Source organism: Sphaerisporangium corydalis, assembly GCF_025506355.1.
GTDB lineage: Bacteria > Actinomycetota > Actinomycetes > Streptosporangiales > Streptosporangiaceae > Sphaerisporangium > Sphaerisporangium corydalis.
Genome location: NZ_JANZYP010000002.1, coordinates 56,674 through 73,040 on the forward strand (window position 1 = coordinate 56,674; position 16,367 = coordinate 73,040).

Annotated in this window: 19 protein-coding genes; 7 read left to right on the forward strand and 12 right to left on the reverse strand. The window is 69.7% G+C overall.

All coding sequences use genetic code 11. The features are described 5' to 3' along the window. The first annotated feature begins 81 nt into the window (after positions 1–81). Positions 82–1,932 carry a Stk1 family PASTA domain-containing Ser/Thr kinase gene (gene pknB, locus NYZ98_RS01785; RefSeq protein ID WP_262840651.1) on the forward strand — a complete coding sequence of 617 codons (1,851 nt, stop codon included), beginning with the start codon at positions 82–84 and terminating at the stop codon, positions 1,930–1,932. Positions 1,933–2,143: 211 nt separating this feature from the next. On the opposite strand, the gene NYZ98_RS01790 is transcribed toward pknB, so the two are convergent. Genes NYZ98_RS01790 through NYZ98_RS01800 form a run of 3 tightly spaced genes read right to left on the reverse strand, consistent with a single transcriptional unit; the run spans position 2,144 to position 3,519 of the window. Continuing rightward, positions 2,144–2,716, reverse strand: coding sequence for an anthranilate synthase component II (locus NYZ98_RS01790; protein ID WP_262840652.1), 573 nt, complete (start codon positions 2,714–2,716; stop codon positions 2,144–2,146). After that, on the reverse strand, positions 2,713–2,871 hold the full coding sequence (locus NYZ98_RS01795) for a hypothetical protein (protein ID WP_262840653.1): 159 nt from the start codon (positions 2,869–2,871) through the stop codon (positions 2,713–2,715). The genes NYZ98_RS01790 and NYZ98_RS01795 overlap by 4 nt, the downstream gene beginning before the upstream one ends. A gap of 24 nt (positions 2,872–2,895) precedes the next feature. Further along, positions 2,896–3,519: a class E sortase gene (locus NYZ98_RS01800; protein WP_262840654.1), complete on the reverse strand. Its 624-nt coding sequence runs from the start codon at positions 3,517–3,519 to the stop codon at positions 2,896–2,898. 325 nt (positions 3,520–3,844) lie between these two features. On the opposite strand from NYZ98_RS01800, the gene NYZ98_RS01805 reads away from it, so the two are divergent. Beyond that, positions 3,845–4,090, forward strand: a complete 246-nt coding sequence (locus tag NYZ98_RS01805) for a cell division protein CrgA (protein ID WP_262840655.1) — start codon at positions 3,845–3,847, stop codon at positions 4,088–4,090. 92 nt (positions 4,091–4,182) lie between these two features. Here the strand turns inward: NYZ98_RS01805 and NYZ98_RS01810 are convergent, their stop codons facing one another. Both NYZ98_RS01810 and NYZ98_RS01815 read right to left on the reverse strand, forming a co-directional pair. Next, complete coding sequence (locus tag NYZ98_RS01810; RefSeq protein ID WP_262840656.1) at positions 4,183–5,058, reverse strand: rhomboid family intramembrane serine protease; 876 nt, start codon at positions 5,056–5,058, stop codon at positions 4,183–4,185. Between the two features lie 193 nt (positions 5,059–5,251). After that, the gene (locus tag NYZ98_RS01815; RefSeq protein ID WP_262840657.1) at positions 5,252–5,785 is read right to left on the reverse strand and encodes a peptidylprolyl isomerase; all 534 of its coding nucleotides are present in this window, start codon (positions 5,783–5,785) and stop codon (positions 5,252–5,254) included. 166 nt (positions 5,786–5,951) lie between these two features. Between NYZ98_RS01815 and NYZ98_RS01820 the strand changes: the two genes are divergently transcribed. The 4 genes from NYZ98_RS01820 to NYZ98_RS01835 all read left to right on the forward strand — a co-directional run bounded on the left by NYZ98_RS01820 (position 5,952) and on the right by NYZ98_RS01835 (position 9,546). Next, positions 5,952–6,443: a hypothetical protein gene (locus NYZ98_RS01820; RefSeq protein WP_262840658.1), complete on the forward strand. Its 492-nt coding sequence runs from the start codon at positions 5,952–5,954 to the stop codon at positions 6,441–6,443. Positions 6,444–6,553: 110 nt separating this feature from the next. After that, entirely contained in the window at positions 6,554–7,627 is a 1,074-nt protein-coding gene (locus tag NYZ98_RS01825; RefSeq protein ID WP_262840659.1) for a hypothetical protein, read from the forward strand. Positions 7,628–7,727: 100 nt separating this feature from the next. Further along, the gene (locus tag NYZ98_RS01830; RefSeq protein ID WP_262840660.1) at positions 7,728–8,120 is read left to right on the forward strand and encodes a Rieske (2Fe-2S) protein; all 393 of its coding nucleotides are present in this window, start codon (positions 7,728–7,730) and stop codon (positions 8,118–8,120) included. Positions 8,121–8,310: 190 nt separating this feature from the next. Further along, entirely contained in the window at positions 8,311–9,546 is a 1,236-nt protein-coding gene (locus NYZ98_RS01835) for an AI-2E family transporter (protein WP_262840879.1), read from the forward strand. Here NYZ98_RS01835 and NYZ98_RS01840 read toward each other — a convergent pair. From NYZ98_RS01840 to lpdA, 4 genes are all read right to left on the reverse strand, one after another. Next, on the reverse strand, positions 9,509–10,159 hold the full coding sequence (locus NYZ98_RS01840) for a PadR family transcriptional regulator (RefSeq protein WP_262840661.1): 651 nt from the start codon (positions 10,157–10,159) through the stop codon (positions 9,509–9,511). The two genes, NYZ98_RS01835 and NYZ98_RS01840, sit on opposite strands and share 38 nt — an antisense overlap. An 87-nt stretch (positions 10,160–10,246) precedes the next feature. Then, positions 10,247–10,789, reverse strand: a complete 543-nt coding sequence (locus tag NYZ98_RS01845; protein WP_262840662.1) for an RICIN domain-containing protein — start codon at positions 10,787–10,789, stop codon at positions 10,247–10,249. A gap of 126 nt (positions 10,790–10,915) precedes the next feature. Then, positions 10,916–11,416, reverse strand: a complete 501-nt coding sequence (locus NYZ98_RS01850; RefSeq protein WP_262840663.1) for an RICIN domain-containing protein — start codon at positions 11,414–11,416, stop codon at positions 10,916–10,918. A 243-nt stretch (positions 11,417–11,659) separates the two neighbouring features. Beyond that, complete coding sequence (gene lpdA / locus NYZ98_RS01855) at positions 11,660–13,060, reverse strand: dihydrolipoyl dehydrogenase (protein WP_262840664.1); 1,401 nt, start codon at positions 13,058–13,060, stop codon at positions 11,660–11,662. 112 nt (positions 13,061–13,172) lie between these two features. Here lpdA and NYZ98_RS01860 point away from each other — a divergent pair, with 112 nt between their 5' ends. Beyond that, a complete protein-coding gene (locus tag NYZ98_RS01860) occupies positions 13,173–13,772 on the forward strand; it encodes an ArsR/SmtB family transcription factor (RefSeq protein WP_262840665.1) in 600 nt (199 codons plus the stop codon). Between the two features lie 53 nt (positions 13,773–13,825). Here the strand turns inward: NYZ98_RS01860 and NYZ98_RS01865 are convergent, their stop codons facing one another. The 3 genes from NYZ98_RS01865 to NYZ98_RS01875 form a co-directional block, all read right to left on the reverse strand. Further along, positions 13,826–14,647 carry an NmrA family NAD(P)-binding protein gene (locus NYZ98_RS01865; protein ID WP_262840666.1) on the reverse strand — a complete coding sequence of 274 codons (822 nt, stop codon included), beginning with the start codon at positions 14,645–14,647 and terminating at the stop codon, positions 13,826–13,828. A 105-nt stretch (positions 14,648–14,752) separates the two neighbouring features. Continuing rightward, positions 14,753–15,274, reverse strand: coding sequence for a DinB family protein (locus tag NYZ98_RS01870; protein ID WP_262840667.1), 522 nt, complete (start codon positions 15,272–15,274; stop codon positions 14,753–14,755). A gap of 102 nt (positions 15,275–15,376) precedes the next feature. Further along, positions 15,377–16,288, reverse strand: coding sequence for an NADP-dependent oxidoreductase (locus NYZ98_RS01875; RefSeq protein ID WP_262840668.1), 912 nt, complete (start codon positions 16,286–16,288; stop codon positions 15,377–15,379). Positions 16,289–16,367: the final 79 nt, after the last annotated feature.

Genomic DNA, 16,367 nt, shown 5'->3' on the forward strand with positions numbered 1-16,367 from the left:
GCGGCGCGGGGTCGATGATGGACACCGGCAGCCGCACCGCGGGCCGGTACCCAAGATGAACGGCAAGGGACAGTGCAGGAAATGACTCAGCCTCGGCTACTCGGTGGTCGCTACGAGCTCGACGGGGTCGTCGGGCGCGGCGGCATGGCCGAGGTGTATCGCGCACGGGACATCCGGCTGGACCGCGTTGTCGCCATCAAGACACTTCGTGCCGACCTGGCGAGAGACCACACCTTCCAGGCCCGTTTCCGCCGCGAGGCCCAGTCCGCGGCGTCCCTGAACCACCCCTCGATCGTCGCGGTGTACGACACCGGCGAGGACATGACGGAAGGCACCCCGGTGCCGTACATCGTCATGGAGTTCGTCGACGGGCGCACGCTCCGCGACCTGCTGCGGGCCGATCGGCGCCTGCTGCCCGAGCGCGCGGCCGAGCTGGTCGACGGCATCCTGCGGGCCCTGGACTACAGCCACCGCGGCGGCATCGTCCACCGCGACATCAAGCCGGCCAACGTGATGATCACCCTGGCCGGTGACGTCAAGGTCATGGACTTCGGCATCGCCCGCGCGATGGCCGACTCCGCGGCCACGATGACGCAGACCGCGCAGGTCATCGGCACCGCCCAGTACCTCTCGCCCGAGCAGGCCAGGGGCGAGCGCGTCGACGCCCGCAGCGACATCTACTCCACCGGTTGCGTGCTGTACGAGCTGCTCACCGGCCAGCCGCCGTTCACCGGCGACTCCCCCGTGGCGATCGCCTACCAGCACGTGCGCGAGGACCCGATCCCGCCGTCGCAGATCGACCGCGACATCCCGCCGTGGGCCGACGCGATCGTGCTCAAGGCCATGGCCAAGGATCCCGCCCACCGCTACCAGAGCGCGGCCGAGATGCGGGCCGACATCCAGCGGGCGATGTCCGGCATGCCGGTCGACGCGCAGACGATGGCCATGAGCAATCACAACTACACCGGCCAGCAGACCCGCACCATGAACGCGCCCGGCGGCCCGGCGACCCAGCGCACCAACTCGGTCCCCGCCTACGAGTACGCGCCGGCCGAGACCGGCGGCCGGTACGAGCGGCGCCGCGCCAACGCGGGCAACACCGCGCTGAAGACGGCCGCGTGGATCCTGGTCCCCCTGCTGATCATCGGTGCCTTCATCGGCATCGGGTACGCCTTCCTGAGCTCTCCCGGCGACCCCAACGCCACCGAGGGGCAGGTCGCCATCGCCGTGGTGAAGGGGCAGACCGCCGAGGCCGCGCAGGCCAAGCTGGAGGGCCAGGGCCTGAAGGTCAACGTGGTCCAGGAGTACAACTCCGACGTCGACAAGGGCACGGTCATCGACACCGAGCCCGGGGCCGGCGAGCAGGTCGCGAAGGGCAGCAACGTCGACCTCAAGGTCTCCAGGGGGGTCAAGCAGGTCGTCGTGCCCGATGTGGTGGGGAGCACCGTCCAGGAGGCCACCGACACCCTCAAGGCCAACAAGCTGACGGCCCAGGTGGTCAACGTCGCGTCCGCCAAGGAGCAGGAGAAGGTCTTCCAGTCCAAGCCGGCCGCCGGCGACAAGGCCGACGAGAACAGCATCGTCAAGATCTACGTGCCCAAGCAGCAGGCCGCCGTCCCCGACGTCACCGGCCAGACCCTCAAGGACGCCAAGGCCGCGCTGACGGCGGAGGGCTTCAGGGTCAAGACCCAGCAGCAGCCGAGCGAGGACGTCCTCAAGGGGACCGTCATCAGCCAGAGCCCGAGGGCGGGCGCCAAGCTGACCCCCGGTACGACGATCACCCTGCTCATCTCCTCCGGCCCGCCCGAGGAGACCTTCCCGACCGAGCAGCCGACCGACCAGCCCTCGGACCAGCCGACCGACCAGCCCTCGGACGAGCCGACGGCCGACGACCCGTTCAGCGACCCGCCGGGCGACGATTTCGGCAACTGACGGATTTCGGCAACTGACGCCGCCGGGCACCGGCAGGCCCGGCGAAGCGAAAGCCTCTCCCTCGTCGAGGGAGAGGCTTTCTCGCTATGAAAGTCACTGGTGAGGCACGCGCGATCGGCGTCTCCACCACCAGAACAGAGAAGAGGATCTCCGCCGCTCGGGGGCGACGGCGGAGACCCTCACTCGGTAGTCGTCCCAAAGCCCTCCGGCGTTACACGATCTGGCCAAGCCAATTGGAAAGAAGTCGGTGGCCGTGCTCGGAGAGCACCGACTCGGGGTGGAACTGCACTCCCTCGACGCGCGCGAACCGGTGCCGGAGCCCCATGATCACGCCCGATTCGGCGACGGCGCTGACCGCGAGGACGTCGGGCACGGTGCCGGGCACCACCGCCAGGGAGTGGTAGCGGGTCATGGTGACCGGCGAGGGGATGCCCTCGAAGACGCCCTTGCCATCGTGGGTGATCTCGCTGGTGCGGCCGTGCATCAGCTCGGGCGCGCGGGCCACGACGCCCCCGTAGGCCACGGCGATGGCCTGGTGGCCGAGGCAGACGCCGAGCAGGGGCAGGTCGCGCTCGGCGCAATAGCCCACCAGGGGGACGCTGACCCCGGCGTCCTCGGGCGTGCCGGGACCGGGGCTGATGACCACCCCGTCGAAGCCCTCGGCGTCCTCGGCGCGCACGCGGTCCCTCGGCCGCACCTCGCACTCGGCGCCGAGACCGCGGAGGTACTGCACGATCGTGTGGACGAAGCTGTCGTGGTTGTCCACGACGAGCACGCGGGTCATGGGCCCACGGTCACCCGGTCGACGGGCACGTGCGGCTCCAGCATGGGGAACACGACACACCAGAGTACGACCCCCGCGGCACCGGCCAGCACCAGCACCGTCACCAGCTTGACCCCGGTGCCGCCGGGGATGATCCGCCAGATCCATCCGTACATGGGACCCTCCTCGCTGGAACCGTGTCAGGCGTCGTCCCGGGTGCCCGCCAGGACGCCGAAGACGACGAGCCGCTGCCGGGCGGAGTACTCCGGGTGGCAGGTGGTCAGGGTGATCACGGCCTTGGACGGCGTCCTGTCCGGATGGCCGGGGACCGGGGCGATGACGTCCACGTCGGCCGGGTCCACGACCTGCTTGCCGGAGACCCGGTAGGTGTACCGCCGCCCGGTGGAGTCGATGATGATCTCGTCGCCGCGCCGGAGCTCGTCGATCCGGTTGAAGGGGGCGGCGTACGTCGTGCGGTGCCCGGACAGGACGAAGTTGCCGACCCCGCCGGGCATCGCCGTGCCGGGGTAGTGTCCCGGTCCCCGGCGCAGGTCCTCGGTGGTGACGCCCTCAAGGACGGCGTACTCGTAGTCGCGGCCGAGCCGGGGGATCCGGATGAGCCCGACCGTGCCCGCGCGGACGTGGGCCGGCCGGTTCCCGTGGGCGGCGGTCCCGGCCCTGGCGTCGCGCAGCTCGCGCTTGAGCACGCGCTGGTACCACTCGGTGTAGGAGCTGGTCCCCCACAGCAGGTAGCCGCAGAACAGGAGCATCACCAGGCCGGCGGTGACGCTCAGTTCACCGCAGGCCCGAAGCAGCGCCCTCACGCGGCAGGCGGCATGATCATGAGATGTCCGGACCCGGGATCGGCGGCGCGCGGAGCACGCCCTGGCCGGTCAGCGTATTCACCGGGGACGGGCGCGGGTCCGGCGACACCCGGGGCCTTGACCCGGATTTTGCCCTCGCGGCCGGGTCCGCGGTCATGCGGAGCCCGGAATGCCATGATTTCGGGCTGTGATAACGAGCTTGTCCGGCCGGGAATCACCGTTCGCGTCCCGCGCCGACTAGGCTTACTCGGGTCTTCACACCCCAGCGACTACGCTGGCTGCCACAGCCCGCGACACCGCGCGGGTCCCCACCAGGAGAGCTGCCGTGCCCAAGTCCAACACCCGCAAGAAGGCGGTCTACACTCCGCCGCAGAAGTCGCAGCAGATCAAGGTGAGCCCCCGCTGGCTGGCACCGGTCATGGTCGCGTCGTGGATCATCGGCATCCTGTGGATCGCGGTGTTCTACATCGCGCCGAACACGCCCGGCATCGCCACGCTCGGCAACTGGAACCTGCTGGTGGGCTTCGTCCTGATCATCTTCGGCGTCGTCCTGTCCACGCGCTGGCGATAGCGGCAGGTCAGGGGGCGCGCCCGGCAAGCGGCGGACATTTTTCCACAGGTTTTATCCACAACCTGGGGAAGCAGCCCGCCGGCGGGCGGCCCCTAAACTCCCATCGGGCTCAGGAACACCACGATCAGCACGCACGCCGCGAGCACCGCCAGTCCCGTGCCGAGCTGGAAGGCCTTGCGGTTGCGCTCGGGCGCGTAGGCGAACAGCGCGGTGACGATCGCGCCGACGACCAGGCCGCCGAGGTGGCCCTGCCAGCTGATCCCCGGGATGACGAAGGTCAGCACCGCGTTGATCCCGATCAGCCAGAGCACGCCACGCGCGTCGTACCCGAGGCGGCGGGCGACCACGAACATGGCCCCGAACAGGCCGTAGATCGCGCCTGAGGCCCCGACGGCGTAGTCGCCGAACAGGTAGACCGCGACCGACCCGCCGAGCGCGGCCAGCAGGTACACCGAGAGGAACCGCAGCGAGCCGAGCATCCTCTCCAGCTGCGGGCCGATGACGAACAGCGCCCACATGTTGAACAGGATGTGCCAGTACGACGGCGGCGGCGCGTGCAGGAAGGCGCCGCTGAACAGCCGCCACCACTGGCCCGCGGCGACATGGTCGGCCGACATCGCGAACCGGTTGACGACCTCCTGGGCGTTGACCACCTCGGCGAGGTAGACCAGCACGTTGATCGCCATCAGGGTCCACGTCACGAATGGCGTGGTGACCGGCCGGCCGCCGAACGGCGCCTCCGCCTGGCGGATGTTCCTGCTGCCGTCGCGCACGCACTCCACGCACTGGTGGCCGACCGAGGCGACGCGCATGCAGTCGGGGCAGATCGACCGGTCGCAGCGCTGGCACCGCACGTAGGTCTCGCGGTCGGGGTGCCGATAGCAGGTGGGAACGGCGTCCTTCGGCTCAGGCTGTGCCTGGCCCTCGGGCCGGTCCGACGGGTTCGGGTGATCTGGCTGAGTGGTCATCGCCTGTTCGAGGCCCCTTCGCCTGTGCGCTTAGTCCACAGACTGCCACCCTATTCACGCCTCCGGGCACCCCGCGCCATGCGGCCCTGCGCGAAATCGCCCGGGAGGGCCGCTCCCGGCGGCCTCCGGTCGCCCGGGGCCGCCTGGGAGGGCCCGTCACGCGGGACCGCGCCCGCGCCTTAGAGCCGTGGGCTCAGGCCTGGACACGCTCGATGACGACCTCCTGGAGGACGACGTCGGTCACCGGGCGCTCCTGCCGGGTCGGGGTCTTGACGATCTTGTCCACGATGTCCGCGCCCTCGATCACCTCACCGAAGATGGTGTGCTTGCCGTTGAGGTGGGGGGTGGGGACGACCGTGATGAAGAACTGGGAGCCGTTGGTCCCCCGGCCGAAGCGCTTGCCGGCGTTGGCCATGGCGAGCAGGTAGGGCCGGTCGAACCTCAGGTCCGGGGCGATCTCGTCGTCGAAGTCGTAGCCGGGGCCGCCGATGCCCTGGCCGAGCGGGTCGCCGCCCTGGATCATGAAGTCCTGGATGACCCGGTGGAAGATCGTGCCGTCGTACAGCTTGTCGTTGCTCTTCTGCCCGGTCTCGGGGTGGGTCCACTCCCTGTCGCCCTGGGCGAGCTCTACGAAGTTGCGCACGGTCTTGGGCGCGTGGTCAGGGAAGAGACGGAGCGTGATGTCTCCGAGAGTGGTCCGCAGTTTTGCGATGAGATTCTCAGCCACGAGAGGACTGCCCCCTTCGATATGTCCGATTTCTGGGTCAGATTCATGAGGTTTTGGTGAGTATGACGCATTGACCTCCCCCGCATCCTCCCATGCCGCGTAAGGATTGAGCCGCTTTCGAGCGGGAAGGTGAGCCTGCGGGGCCCCAAGGACCTGGGAGGTTATCGTGTCCCTGACACTGAGAAAGAACCGCGTCAGGCTGGTCGTACCCGGGACGCGGATGGATCGGATGAAGGCCCAGGCCGTGCGTACGGCGGACCAAGTCCGCCCGATGGCGAGCAACGCCCGAGAGGTCGCGGCTCACCGCATCGAGGACGCCCGAGTCTGGGCGGCGCCCGTGCTCGATCGCGCGGCGCATTCGGTGGAAGAGCAGATCGCGCCGAAGGTCAGCGCGTTCCTGGTCCAGGCGGCGGAGAAGATCGATCCCGCGCCGTCGATCAGGCGACGTGGACGCTGGTCGACGGTCGCGCTGCTGGCCGGCGTCGCCGCGTGCGCGGTGGGCATCATGATCTACCGCAACAACACCCGCCAGTGGGCCGACTCCATGAAGGACAGCGCGGCCGACGCCAGCAGGTGGTCGGGCGACCGCATGGAAGACGGGGGACGGCCCGACGAGAGCGGCAGGAGGGCCGACGACCCGTCGCGCAGAACGCACTGATCGGATAGGCGATCGCGCCCCCGGGGTCACCCCGGGGGCGCGTTCCGTTGTTGACGGTTGGCCAAGCGCTTGTTAGAACGTGTTCCACATCACCGATCAGTGGAGCACCGATGACGCTGTCGCCGCTCGACGACTTCCCGATCCACCAGACCTCTCAGGTGATGCGCCATGTCGCCACCTCCGACCGCAACTTCTACGACCGGTACTACTTCAACTGCCACGCCGGATCCGACGAGCTCATGCTGATCATCGGCGTGGGCCAGTACCCCAACCTCGGCGTGACCGACGCGTTCGCCTGCGTGCGCACACCTGGCCTGCACCGCGTCGTCCGCGCCTCACGCGAGCTCGGGAATGACCGGATGGACACAACGGTCGGCCCGTTCCGCGTCGAGGTCATCGAGGGGCTCAAGCGCCTGCGGGTGGTGCTCTCGGACAACGAGCACGGCCTGTCGTTCGACCTCACCTGGGAGGGCACCATCCCGGCGACGCTCGAACCACGGCACTTCATCCGCTGGCAGGAGCGGGTCATGTTCGACTCGACGCGGATGGCGCAGACAGGCCGGTGGACCGGGCACATCATGGTCGGCGACGAGCGCATCGAGGTGACCCCCGACCGCTGGCAGGGCACCCGCGACCGGTCCTGGGGCATCCGCCCGGTTGGCGAGGCCGAGCCGCCCGGCATCCAGGCCAAGAACGCCGGCACCTTCTACTGGCTCTACGCCCCCATGCAGTTCGACGACCACGCCATCCTGTGCATCGTGCAGGAGGACGAGAAGGGCCGCCGCGTCCTTGAGGAGGCCGTGCGCGTGTGGCCGTCGGGCGAGGAGGAGTACCTGGGCCGGCCGGAGTACCGCCCCGAGTACGCTCCCGGCACCCGCGACGTCACCTCGGCCACGATCACGCTCGCGCCCCCGGGCGGCAAGCCGTTCGACGTGCACTGCACGCCCATCCTGCCCGTCCACCTCATGGTCGGCACGGGGTACGGCCTGGAGCCCGGCTGGAAACACGGCATGTACCAGGGGCCCGAACCGGTCGTCCAGGGCGTCACCTACACGTTCCCGCAGGACCAGGGCGGCATGTGGGGGATGGTCGATGCCGTCGGCCGTTTCGAGTACGAGGGCAACGTCGGGTACGGCCTGTACGAATACTGGGCGCTCGGCCCGCATCCGTCCTTCCCCGCCTGAACCAGGGGATCCTCGCGTACGTTCCTGAGAGTGGAATCCCCCATTCCCAGGAGCGGAGGTGGGTATGTCGGCCGATGAGTCAGGGACGACACGCCGCACAATGATCTTCAGAAGCCTCGCGGGCGGGTTCACCGCCATGTTGGGCCTGATCGGTGTACGGCCGGCCCAGGCCTCGGTGGAGGCGTCCGAGGAGTCGGAGACGGCGGCCGGAGCGGTCCTCGCCAAGACCAAGAGCATTCCGGTCGGCGGCGGAAAGATCATCAAGGGTAAGTACGTCGTCACGCAGCCCAAGAAGGGTGTGTTCCGGGCGTTCAGCGCCAAGTGCACCCATCAGGGGTGCGCGGTGGCGAGTGTCAGCCGAGGCACCATCAACTGTCCCTGCCATGGCAGCAAGTTCAAGATCGCTACAGGGGCCGTGGCGCACGGCCCCGCGGCCCGCCCCCTCCCCAAGAAGAAGATCACGATTTCCAAGGGCGTCATCCGGCTGAAGTAAGATCGTTGTCGGCGTCCCCGTCCAGCGGCCGGGGACGCCAGATCATCCTTTACCGAGATTTACCAGGCTAAGGACTAGATATCCTCCTGGCGGGCAGCGGCAAGCCGTGTCCGAGACCGGTAGTTCCGAACGCGCGGATATCTCCAGCGTCTTCCCTTCGTTCCCCGCAGACGGTGACGGCGTGGCCGACATGCCGAGCCTCCCGTCCGGCGTGGCCGGCTCCGGTACGGCGCGTGCCGGCGTCTCCGTCAACGACCCTCCCACCGGACCGCAGGCCCCCGAGCGCGAGACGCACGGCGACGGCGGGGACGTGGCCACCGCGCCGGCCGGCGACTCCCCCGACGGGACGCGGAAGGTCGACCAGAAGGACTTCGAGCAGCCGTTCGGGCGTCCCGGGCGCCCGCTGCGGAGCAACCCCTTTCTGTTCGGCCTGACCGCGGCCCTCGGCGTGCTCACCGCCTGGCTGCTCGTCCAGGCGATCGCCGGCGTGAGCTCGGCGCTCATCCTGATCATCGTCTCGCTGTTCCTGGCGATCGGCCTCAACCCCGCCGTCGAGGCGCTGCAACGCCGGAACCTGTCCCGCCGCCTGGCCATCACGATCGTCTTCGGCGGCGTCATCATCTTCTTCGTGGGCTTCGGGCTCGCAATCGTGCCCCCGCTGACCGACCAGACCACGGGGTTCATCCAGCACCTCCCCGAGTACGTGCAGCAGTTGCAGAACCATCCGCTGATCCGCTCGGTGGATCAGCGCTACCAGGTCCTGGACAAGCTCCAGCAGTACGTCAGCAGCGGCAGCCTGGCCAGTCAGATGTTCGGCGGCCTGCTCGGCGTGGCGAGCGTCGTGATCAGCGCGTTGTTCAGCGGGCTCACGATCCTGGTGCTGACCCTCTACTTCCTCGGCTCGCTGAACTCGATCAAGGAGATCGGCTACCGGCTCGTCCCGCGTTCGCGCCGGACCCGCGTGCGGCTGCTGGGCGACGAGATCCTCAAGCAGATCGGCGGCTACGTCGCCGGCAACCTGATCATCTCGCTGATCGCGGGCGTGGTGACCTTCGTCTTCCTGGCCATCCTGCGGGTGCCGTACGCGCTGGCGCTCGCCATCTTCGTCGCCATCACCGACCTGATCCCCATGGTCGGCGCGGTCGTCGGCGCCGTCGTGGTGACCGGTGTGGGCTTCCTGACCTCGGTCCAGGTCGGTGTCATCTGCCTGATCTTCTTCGTGGTGTACCAGCAGATCGAGAACTACGTCATCTCGCCGCCGGTGTTCCGGTCGTCGGTCGCCGTCCCGCCGATCGCGACGATCATCGGGGCGCTGCTCGGTGGCGCGCTGCTCGGCATCGTGGGCGCGCTGCTCGGCATCCCGCTGGCGGCGGCCGTCCTGCTCCTGGTCAGAGAGGTGGTCTTCCCCCGTCAGGAACGCCTGTGACCGCCTGGTCGTCCAGCAGGCCGGACAGCAGGCCGGCCTTCACCGGGCCGGACCACCCGAGCTCGCCGGACCGGAGGCGGGCGACGACCCCGCGCACCCAGTCGAGCTCGGTGGCGCGCAGGGCGCGGTCGCACTCCAGTTCCAGCGTGAGGATCGGGGGCAGGCCGGAGGCCGCGAGCCCGCTCATGTGGGCGTCGTAGGACACGACCATGCCCTCCAGAGTGGCGGCCCGGGTCCCCAGGCAGCGCTCGACGTCCTCGACCGGCAGGCAGCCCATCAGCGAGACCGCGGCGAGGAACGGGCGGGTGTCGGAACCGGGCTCCTCCAGAAGGCGCCGCAGGCGGCTCGTCAGCTCGGCCTGCCCCTCCGCGGTGATCTCGTACACCGTGCGCTCGGGCCGCCGGCCCTCGCGGGTCGTCTCGACCGGGGTGATCAGCTCTTCCGCGGCCAGCCGGCCGACCGCGTGGTACAGGCTGCGCGGCAGGCCCGTGATGTAGTCCTTGTGCGTCTCAAGGATGAACCGGTGCAGCTCGTAGGGGTGGCTGGACCGGATGGAGAGCAGCGCCAGCGCGGTCAGCCCCACCAGGTCGTGGTCGCTCCGCCGCCGCGCCATCGTCCCCGCCTTCAGTGCGTGCGAGATTCTCTATTGCAGTGCGCACTGTAGTTGGAGGGAACGACCTCGTCCAGGCGAACCCGCCGGTCACAGCCGCCACCGCTGGTTGCTCCAGCGGTTGCAGTCCCACAGGTGGATCCGGGCGCCGTTGCTGCCGACGCCCTTCAGGTCGGCGTCCAGGCAGCGGCCGCTGGCGAGGTTGTAGATGGTGCGGCTGATCCGGTCGAACATCCACTGCTGGTTGGACCGGCCGTCGCAGTCCCACAACTGGACGCGGGTGCCGTTCCTGGCGAGGTTCCCCCGGTCGGCGTCCAGGCAGCGGCCGTTGGCCAGGGTGCGGATCGTGTGGGTGGCCGGGTCGTAGGTCCACGACTGGTTGGCCCGGCCGTTGCAGTCCCAGAGCTGGACGCGCGTTCCGTTGCTCCCGATGCGGCCGAGGTCGGCGTCCATGCAGCGGCCGTCGGCCCTGCTGTGGATGGGGCCGGGGCCGCGCGTCACGCCGGACACGGCCCCGGCCGAAGGACCGGGCCCGGGACCGGCCGCCGAGACGGCCACAGGAGGGGCGGCGGCCGTCGCGCAGCCGAAAGCGACCGTGAACGCCTGAGCCGCCCTGATGAGTACCCGTCGCATGGCCGGTCCCCTTCCGTGCACACCTGTCCACTTACTCTCCGTAGTCGAATTTACACATGATGGCGAGGAGTGGCCGGGCTCGACACGGCCGGGTCAGGCGCTCATGTGCCGGAGGGCCGCCGGGCGTCAGACCGTCCACTTCTGGTTGGCCCACCCGTTGCAGTCCCAGAGCTGCACCTTGGTGCCGTTGCTGCCGATGCCGCCCAGGTCGGCGTCCAGGCACCGCCCGTTGTACATGCTGTACACCGTGTGGCTGATCGCGTCATAGATCCACTTCTGGTTGCTCCAGCCGTTGCAGTCCCAAAGCTGCACCTTGGTGCCGTTGCCACTGATGGTGTTCAGGTCCGCGTCCAGGCAGCGGTTGTTGTACTTGGTGCGGATCGTGTGGGTCTTCACGTCGTAGGCCCACTTCTGGTTGTTCCAGCCGTTGCAGTTCCACAACTGGACCTTGGTGCCGTTGTCGCTGATGGTGTTCAGGTCGGCGTCCAGGCAGCGCCAGTTGGAATGGCTGCGGATCGGGCCGGTCGAGCCGAGCGCCGCCGACACCCCCGTCGAGCCGGCGACGATCGCCGCGCAGCCGAAAGCGACCGTGAACGCCTGAGCCGCCGTGGTGAGTTTCCGTCGCATCGTGCCTGGTCTCCTCTTCGTGCGCGAGTCATGCGGCGGCGAAGGGAGGAACAAGGAAGACAAAGGGTGAGGATGCGCCTCGTCCCGGCCCCCGCCTGACGTGCCCGTCCTGAGAGCACGCCCGACCAACTACTCTCGGTAGTTGAACTTACACGCGAAGTTATGGAACGAGGCTGGTTGACACGACGGCGGGACGCCGCGTCGCGGGCGGCCCGCCGGTGGGGGATGACGGCCGTCAGGGCGTCACATGTTGATCATGTGGCCCGCGAGCCCGTGGACGGCCTCCTTGACGGCCTCGCCGAGCGTCGGGTGGGCGTGCACGTTGCGCGCCACCTCGTTGACCGTCAGGTCCCACTGCTGGGCGAGGGTCAGCTCGGGAAGCAGCTCGGTGACCTCGGGGCCGATGAGGTGGGCGCCGATCAGCTCGCCGTACCGCGCGTCGCTGAGGAGCTTGACGAAGCCGGTGGGGTCCCCGAGGCCGTGCGCCTTGCCGTTCGCCGTGAACGGGAACTTCGCCACCTTCACGTCGAAGCCCTTCTCCCTGGCCTGCGCCTCGGTGTGGCCGAAGCTCGCGATCTGCGGCTGGCAGAAGGTCGCCCTCGGGATCATGACGTAGTCGAGCTCCATGGTCTCGGCGCCGGCGATCGTCTCGGCGGCGACGATCCCCATCGCCTCGGCGGCGTGCGCGAGCATCAGCTTCGCGGTGACGTCGCCGATGGCGAAGATGTGCGGCACGCTCGTCCGGCATCCCCCGTCGACGTCGATGGCGCCGCGCTCGGTCAGGCGCACCCCGGTGTTCTCCAGGCCGTAGCCCTCGACGCGCGGCTGGAAGCCGATGGCCTGCAGCACCTTGTCGGCCTCGATCGTGCGCGACTCCCCGTCCCGCGACACCGTCACGCGCACCTTGTCGCCCGACTCGTCGATGGACTCGACCCGGGTCGAGGTCAGGATCTCGACGCCGAGCCGCTTGTAGCGCCGCGCCAGCTCCGCCGAGACCTCCTCGTCCTCCAGGGGGACGACGCGGTCGAGGAACTCGACGATCGTGACCTTGACCCCGTAGTTGTGCAGGACGTAGGCGAACTCCACGCCGATCGCGCCCGCGCCGGCGATGATGATGCTCTCGGGGAGCCGGTCGCTGAGGATCTGCTCCTCGTAGGTCACGACGCGGTCGCTGATCGAGGTGCCGGGCAGCAGCCGCGTGGTCGCGCCCGTCGCGATGACGCAGTGGTCGAAGGTCACCGTCTCGGTGCCGCCGCCGGTGCGGGCCACCTGAAGGGTGTTGGCGTCGGTGAAGGTGCCGCGGCCGTCGTACTCGGTGATGCCGTTCTTCTTCATCAGGTAGTGGACGCCCTTGACCCGGCCGTCGGCGACCTTGCGGCTGCGCTTGAAGGCCTCGGCGTAGTCGAAGGTGACCTGGCCCTCCACCCGGATGCCGAATGTCTTGGCCTCCTGGGTGAACAGGTGGGCCAGCTCGGCGTTGCGCAGCAGCGCCTTGGAGGGGATGCACCCGACGTTGAGGCAGACCCCGCCCCAGTAGCGTTCCTCCACGACCGCGGTGCTGAGCCCGAGCTGCGCGGCGCGCACGGCCGCGACGTACCCACCGGGGCCGGCCCCGACCACCACGACGTCAAAATGAGCAGTCATGCACCGGACGATAGGGGGTGGGCCCGTATCGCACCGCACCGGGGGCCCCGACTCCAACTCCGACAACTTACAGCTTCTTGACAAGTAATTCTGTCGGTGTCATCGTGATGACATGCTGGATGTGGCGGTGATAGAGGACCCGGCCGCGGCCGAGGTCTCGCTGGACCCGATACGGTCCCGGCTGCTCGCCGAGCTGTCCGAGCCCGCGTCGGCCACCACGCTCGCCGCGAAGGTCGGCCTGCCTCGACAGAAGGTGAACTACCACCTGAAGGCCCTGGAACGTCACGGCCTGGTGGTGCTGGTCGAGGAACGCCGCAAGGGCAACGTCAACGAACGGGTCATGCGCGCCGCCGCCGCGTCGTACGTGATCTCGCCGCTGGCGCTGGCGGCGGTGCAACCCGATCCGGCCCGGTCCCCCGACCAGCTCTCGGCGCGCTGGCTGCTGGCGGTCTCCGCCCGGCTGGTGCGCGACGTGGGCGCCCTCATCACCGGCGCGGGCAAGGCCCGCAAGAAGGTGGCGACGTTCGCGATCGACGGCGAGATCCGCTTCGCCTCGGCCGCCGACCGCGCCGCCTTCGCCGAGGAGCTGGCCGCGACGATCGCGACCCTGGTCGGCAAGTACCACGACGACACGGCGGGCGAGGGACGCGACCACCGCCTCATCGTCGCCGTCCACCCCAAGGTCCTCCCCGGCCCGTCCAAGACCCCCTGACGCCCGTCGCCGGACCCCCGCGCCGCCACGCGGCCGAACCGGCACCGGGAGGGTCAGGCGCGGAAGGCCGCGGCGTTCTCGGCGGCCCACTGGGCGAACGAGCGGGCCGGACGGCCGGTGACCTCCTCGATGGTGGAGTTCACCGTGTTGGGCTCCACCGGCACGTCGCCGAAGACGCCGATCAGGAAGTCGATCAGCTCCGGCGGCATCCCCTGCGCCGCCATCCTCGCGCGCGCCTGCGCCTCGGTCAGCTCGACGAACCGGACCTCCCTGCCGATCGCCTCGCCGATGATGCGGACCTTGTCGCGGGTGGTCAGCCGTTCGGGACCGGTCAGGCCGTAGGTCCGGCCCGCGTGGCCGTCCCGCACCAGGGCCGTGGCCGCGACGGCGGCGATGTCGGCCTCGTGGACCATGGCGGTGGTCGCGTCGCCGAACGGTTCGCGCACGACCCCTTCGGCGCGGACGCCCTCGGCCCAGTGCAGGGCGTTGGACATGAACTCCGTCGGCTGGACGAACGTCCAGTCCAGGGCGCCGGCCCGCACGGCCGGCTCCAGCGTCCCCTCGTCCCAGCCGCCCAGCACCGTGACCCTGCGCACCCCGGCCTTGACGGCCAGGTCGACGATCTCCTGGCCGTTGCGCAGCGCCCCGAAGTCCTTCCCGCCGAAGGTGATCAGGTGGGCGGCGGTCACGCCGTCGAACACGGGCACCAGGCTGTCGGTCACCGTCAGGTCGCCCGCCACCACCTCCACCCCGGCGGGCAGGTTCGCCCTGGACGGGTCGCGGGTCAGCGCGCGTACGCGGTGACCCGCCTGGATGAGCTCGCCGGCCACGCGGCGGCCGACCGTTCCGGTCGCTCCGGTCACGAGAATCGTCATTGGGGGCTCCTTCGCTCGTCCTGCCCTGCGAGAAAAGGCTATGGACGATTGAGGCCACTTCCTGACCTCTATTCACGACCGCGCGAGGGAGCGCACCGTCTCAGATCACTCGCCGGTGACGCCGTCGATGCGCTCACGCAGGATGTCGGCGTGGCCGTTGTGGCGGGCGTACTCCTCGATCATGTGGACGTAGATCCAGCGCAGGCTCATCTCGACCTTGCGGAAGGGGTCCATGAAGGTCTCGTCCAGCGACCGGCTCGCCGCGACCTCGCGGACCGTCTCGACCTCCCGCGTGAACGCGGCGAGGCAGGCCTCCGCGTCGGCGGTGTCCACGTCGTCGAAATCACCGTCGAGGTTGTCGTCGCTGTAGTAGTAGGGGGTGTCGGGCTCGCCCGCGAACCGGTTCTTGAACCAGGACCGTTCGACCTCGGTCATGTGGCGCACGAGCCCCAGCAGCGACAGGCTGGACGGGGCGACGGCGCGCTGCTTGAGCTGGTCGGACGTCAGCCCTGCGCACTTGCTCAGCAAGGTCTGCCGGTGGAAGTCGAGCCAGCCCTCCAGCATCGTGCGCTCGTCGGCGATGGTGGGGGCTTCCACCCGGGCGGGGTTCGGGGCGATCCAGGTCATCCGCACATGATGCCCGACCGGCGGCCCCCGCCGTACGAAGGCTCCCGGCCGAGCGGCACCCGGACCCGATCATGCCCCCGGGCGGAGGCTCCCGAGGCGGGATCAGGCGATCGTCAGGATGATCTTTCCGCGGCCGTGGCCGGTCTCGATCTCCCTGTGCGCGTCGGCGGCGCGTTCCAGGGGATAGGTCCTGCGCACCGGGAACCGGAACTCGCCGGCGTCGATCATGGCGGCGTACCGGCCGAGCCGCTCGGCCGTCCGCTCGCCCCGCGTCACGCGAACACCCAGCTCGGCCGCCCGGCCGTGGTCGACCAGGGTGAGGATGCGGTCGCGGTCCTCGACCAGCTCCAGGGAGACCTCCAGCGCCTCCCCGCCCGCCCCGTCGAGCGCCGCGTCCACGCCGCCGGGGGCCAGATGGCGGACCCGGCCGGCCAGTCCCGCTCCGTAGGCGACCGGAATCGCCCCGAGGTCCCTGAGGTGCTCGTGGTTCTCCGGCCGCGCGGTGCCGATGACGGTGGCGCCCAGCGCGACGGCGATCTGCACGGCCGCCGAGCCCACGGCCCCGGCCGCGCCGTGGATCAGCAGCGTGTCGCCCTTCCCCACCCCGAGCCCGCCCACCGCCAGCTCGGCGGTCTGCACACCGGCCGTCAGCCCGCCCGCCACCGCCCACGGGACCCCCGCCGGCTTCGGCGTGACCTGGTCGGCGCCGACCACGATGTACTCGGCGTAGGCGTTCATCAGCGAGAACCCGAGCACGTCGGTCCCGGCGGGCGGGCCCGCCACCCCCTCGCCGACCTGGTCGACCGTCCCGGCGAACTCGTTGCCCGGAACCCTCGGCAGGTCGCCACTCGCCCCCGGCGGGGTCCAGCCCGCCCTGACGGCCGCGTCGAAGGGCTGCACGCCGGCCGTCCTCACCCGCACCCGCACCTGCCCGGGCCCGGCTTGTGGCGTCTCCAGCTCCATGACGCGCAGAACCTCGGGCCCGCCGAACGCGGAAAGAGCAGCGGCTTTCATGACTCAACCCCTCGATCGCACCATTTGCGGTTCACTATGCAACCCGAACCAAGGTTGAGGTCAAACTCATGGAGGGCCG

What these genes read in the sequence shown, in the direction of transcription:
- pknB (WP_262840651.1), top strand. Translation starts at nt 82, where the DNA reads ATGACTCAGCCTCGGCTACTCGGTGGTCGCTACGAGCTCGACGGGGTC.
- NYZ98_RS01790 (WP_262840652.1), bottom strand. Translation starts at nt 2,716, where the DNA reads ATGACCCGCGTGCTCGTCGTGGACAACCACGACAGCTTCGTCCACACG.
- NYZ98_RS01795 (WP_262840653.1), bottom strand. Translation starts at nt 2,871, where the DNA reads ATGTACGGATGGATCTGGCGGATCATCCCCGGCGGCACCGGGGTCAAG.
- NYZ98_RS01810 (WP_262840656.1), bottom strand. Translation starts at nt 5,058, where the DNA reads ATGACCACTCAGCCAGATCACCCGAACCCGTCGGACCGGCCCGAGGGC.
- NYZ98_RS01825 (WP_262840659.1), top strand. Translation starts at nt 6,554, where the DNA reads ATGACGCTGTCGCCGCTCGACGACTTCCCGATCCACCAGACCTCTCAG.
- NYZ98_RS01830 (WP_262840660.1), top strand. Translation starts at nt 7,728, where the DNA reads ATGATCTTCAGAAGCCTCGCGGGCGGGTTCACCGCCATGTTGGGCCTG.
- NYZ98_RS01835 (WP_262840879.1), top strand. Translation starts at nt 8,311, where the DNA reads ATGCCGAGCCTCCCGTCCGGCGTGGCCGGCTCCGGTACGGCGCGTGCC.
- NYZ98_RS01840 (WP_262840661.1), bottom strand. Translation starts at nt 10,159, where the DNA reads ATGGCGCGGCGGCGGAGCGACCACGACCTGGTGGGGCTGACCGCGCTG.
- NYZ98_RS01845 (WP_262840662.1), bottom strand. Translation starts at nt 10,789, where the DNA reads ATGCGACGGGTACTCATCAGGGCGGCTCAGGCGTTCACGGTCGCTTTC.
- NYZ98_RS01850 (WP_262840663.1), bottom strand. Translation starts at nt 11,416, where the DNA reads ATGCGACGGAAACTCACCACGGCGGCTCAGGCGTTCACGGTCGCTTTC.
- lpdA (WP_262840664.1), bottom strand. Translation starts at nt 13,060, where the DNA reads ATGACTGCTCATTTTGACGTCGTGGTGGTCGGGGCCGGCCCCGGTGGG.
- NYZ98_RS01860 (WP_262840665.1), top strand. Translation starts at nt 13,173, where the DNA reads ATGCTGGATGTGGCGGTGATAGAGGACCCGGCCGCGGCCGAGGTCTCG.
- NYZ98_RS01865 (WP_262840666.1), bottom strand. Translation starts at nt 14,647, where the DNA reads ATGACGATTCTCGTGACCGGAGCGACCGGAACGGTCGGCCGCCGCGTG.
- NYZ98_RS01870 (WP_262840667.1), bottom strand. Translation starts at nt 15,274, where the DNA reads ATGACCTGGATCGCCCCGAACCCCGCCCGGGTGGAAGCCCCCACCATC.
- NYZ98_RS01875 (WP_262840668.1), bottom strand. Translation starts at nt 16,288, where the DNA reads ATGAAAGCCGCTGCTCTTTCCGCGTTCGGCGGGCCCGAGGTTCTGCGC.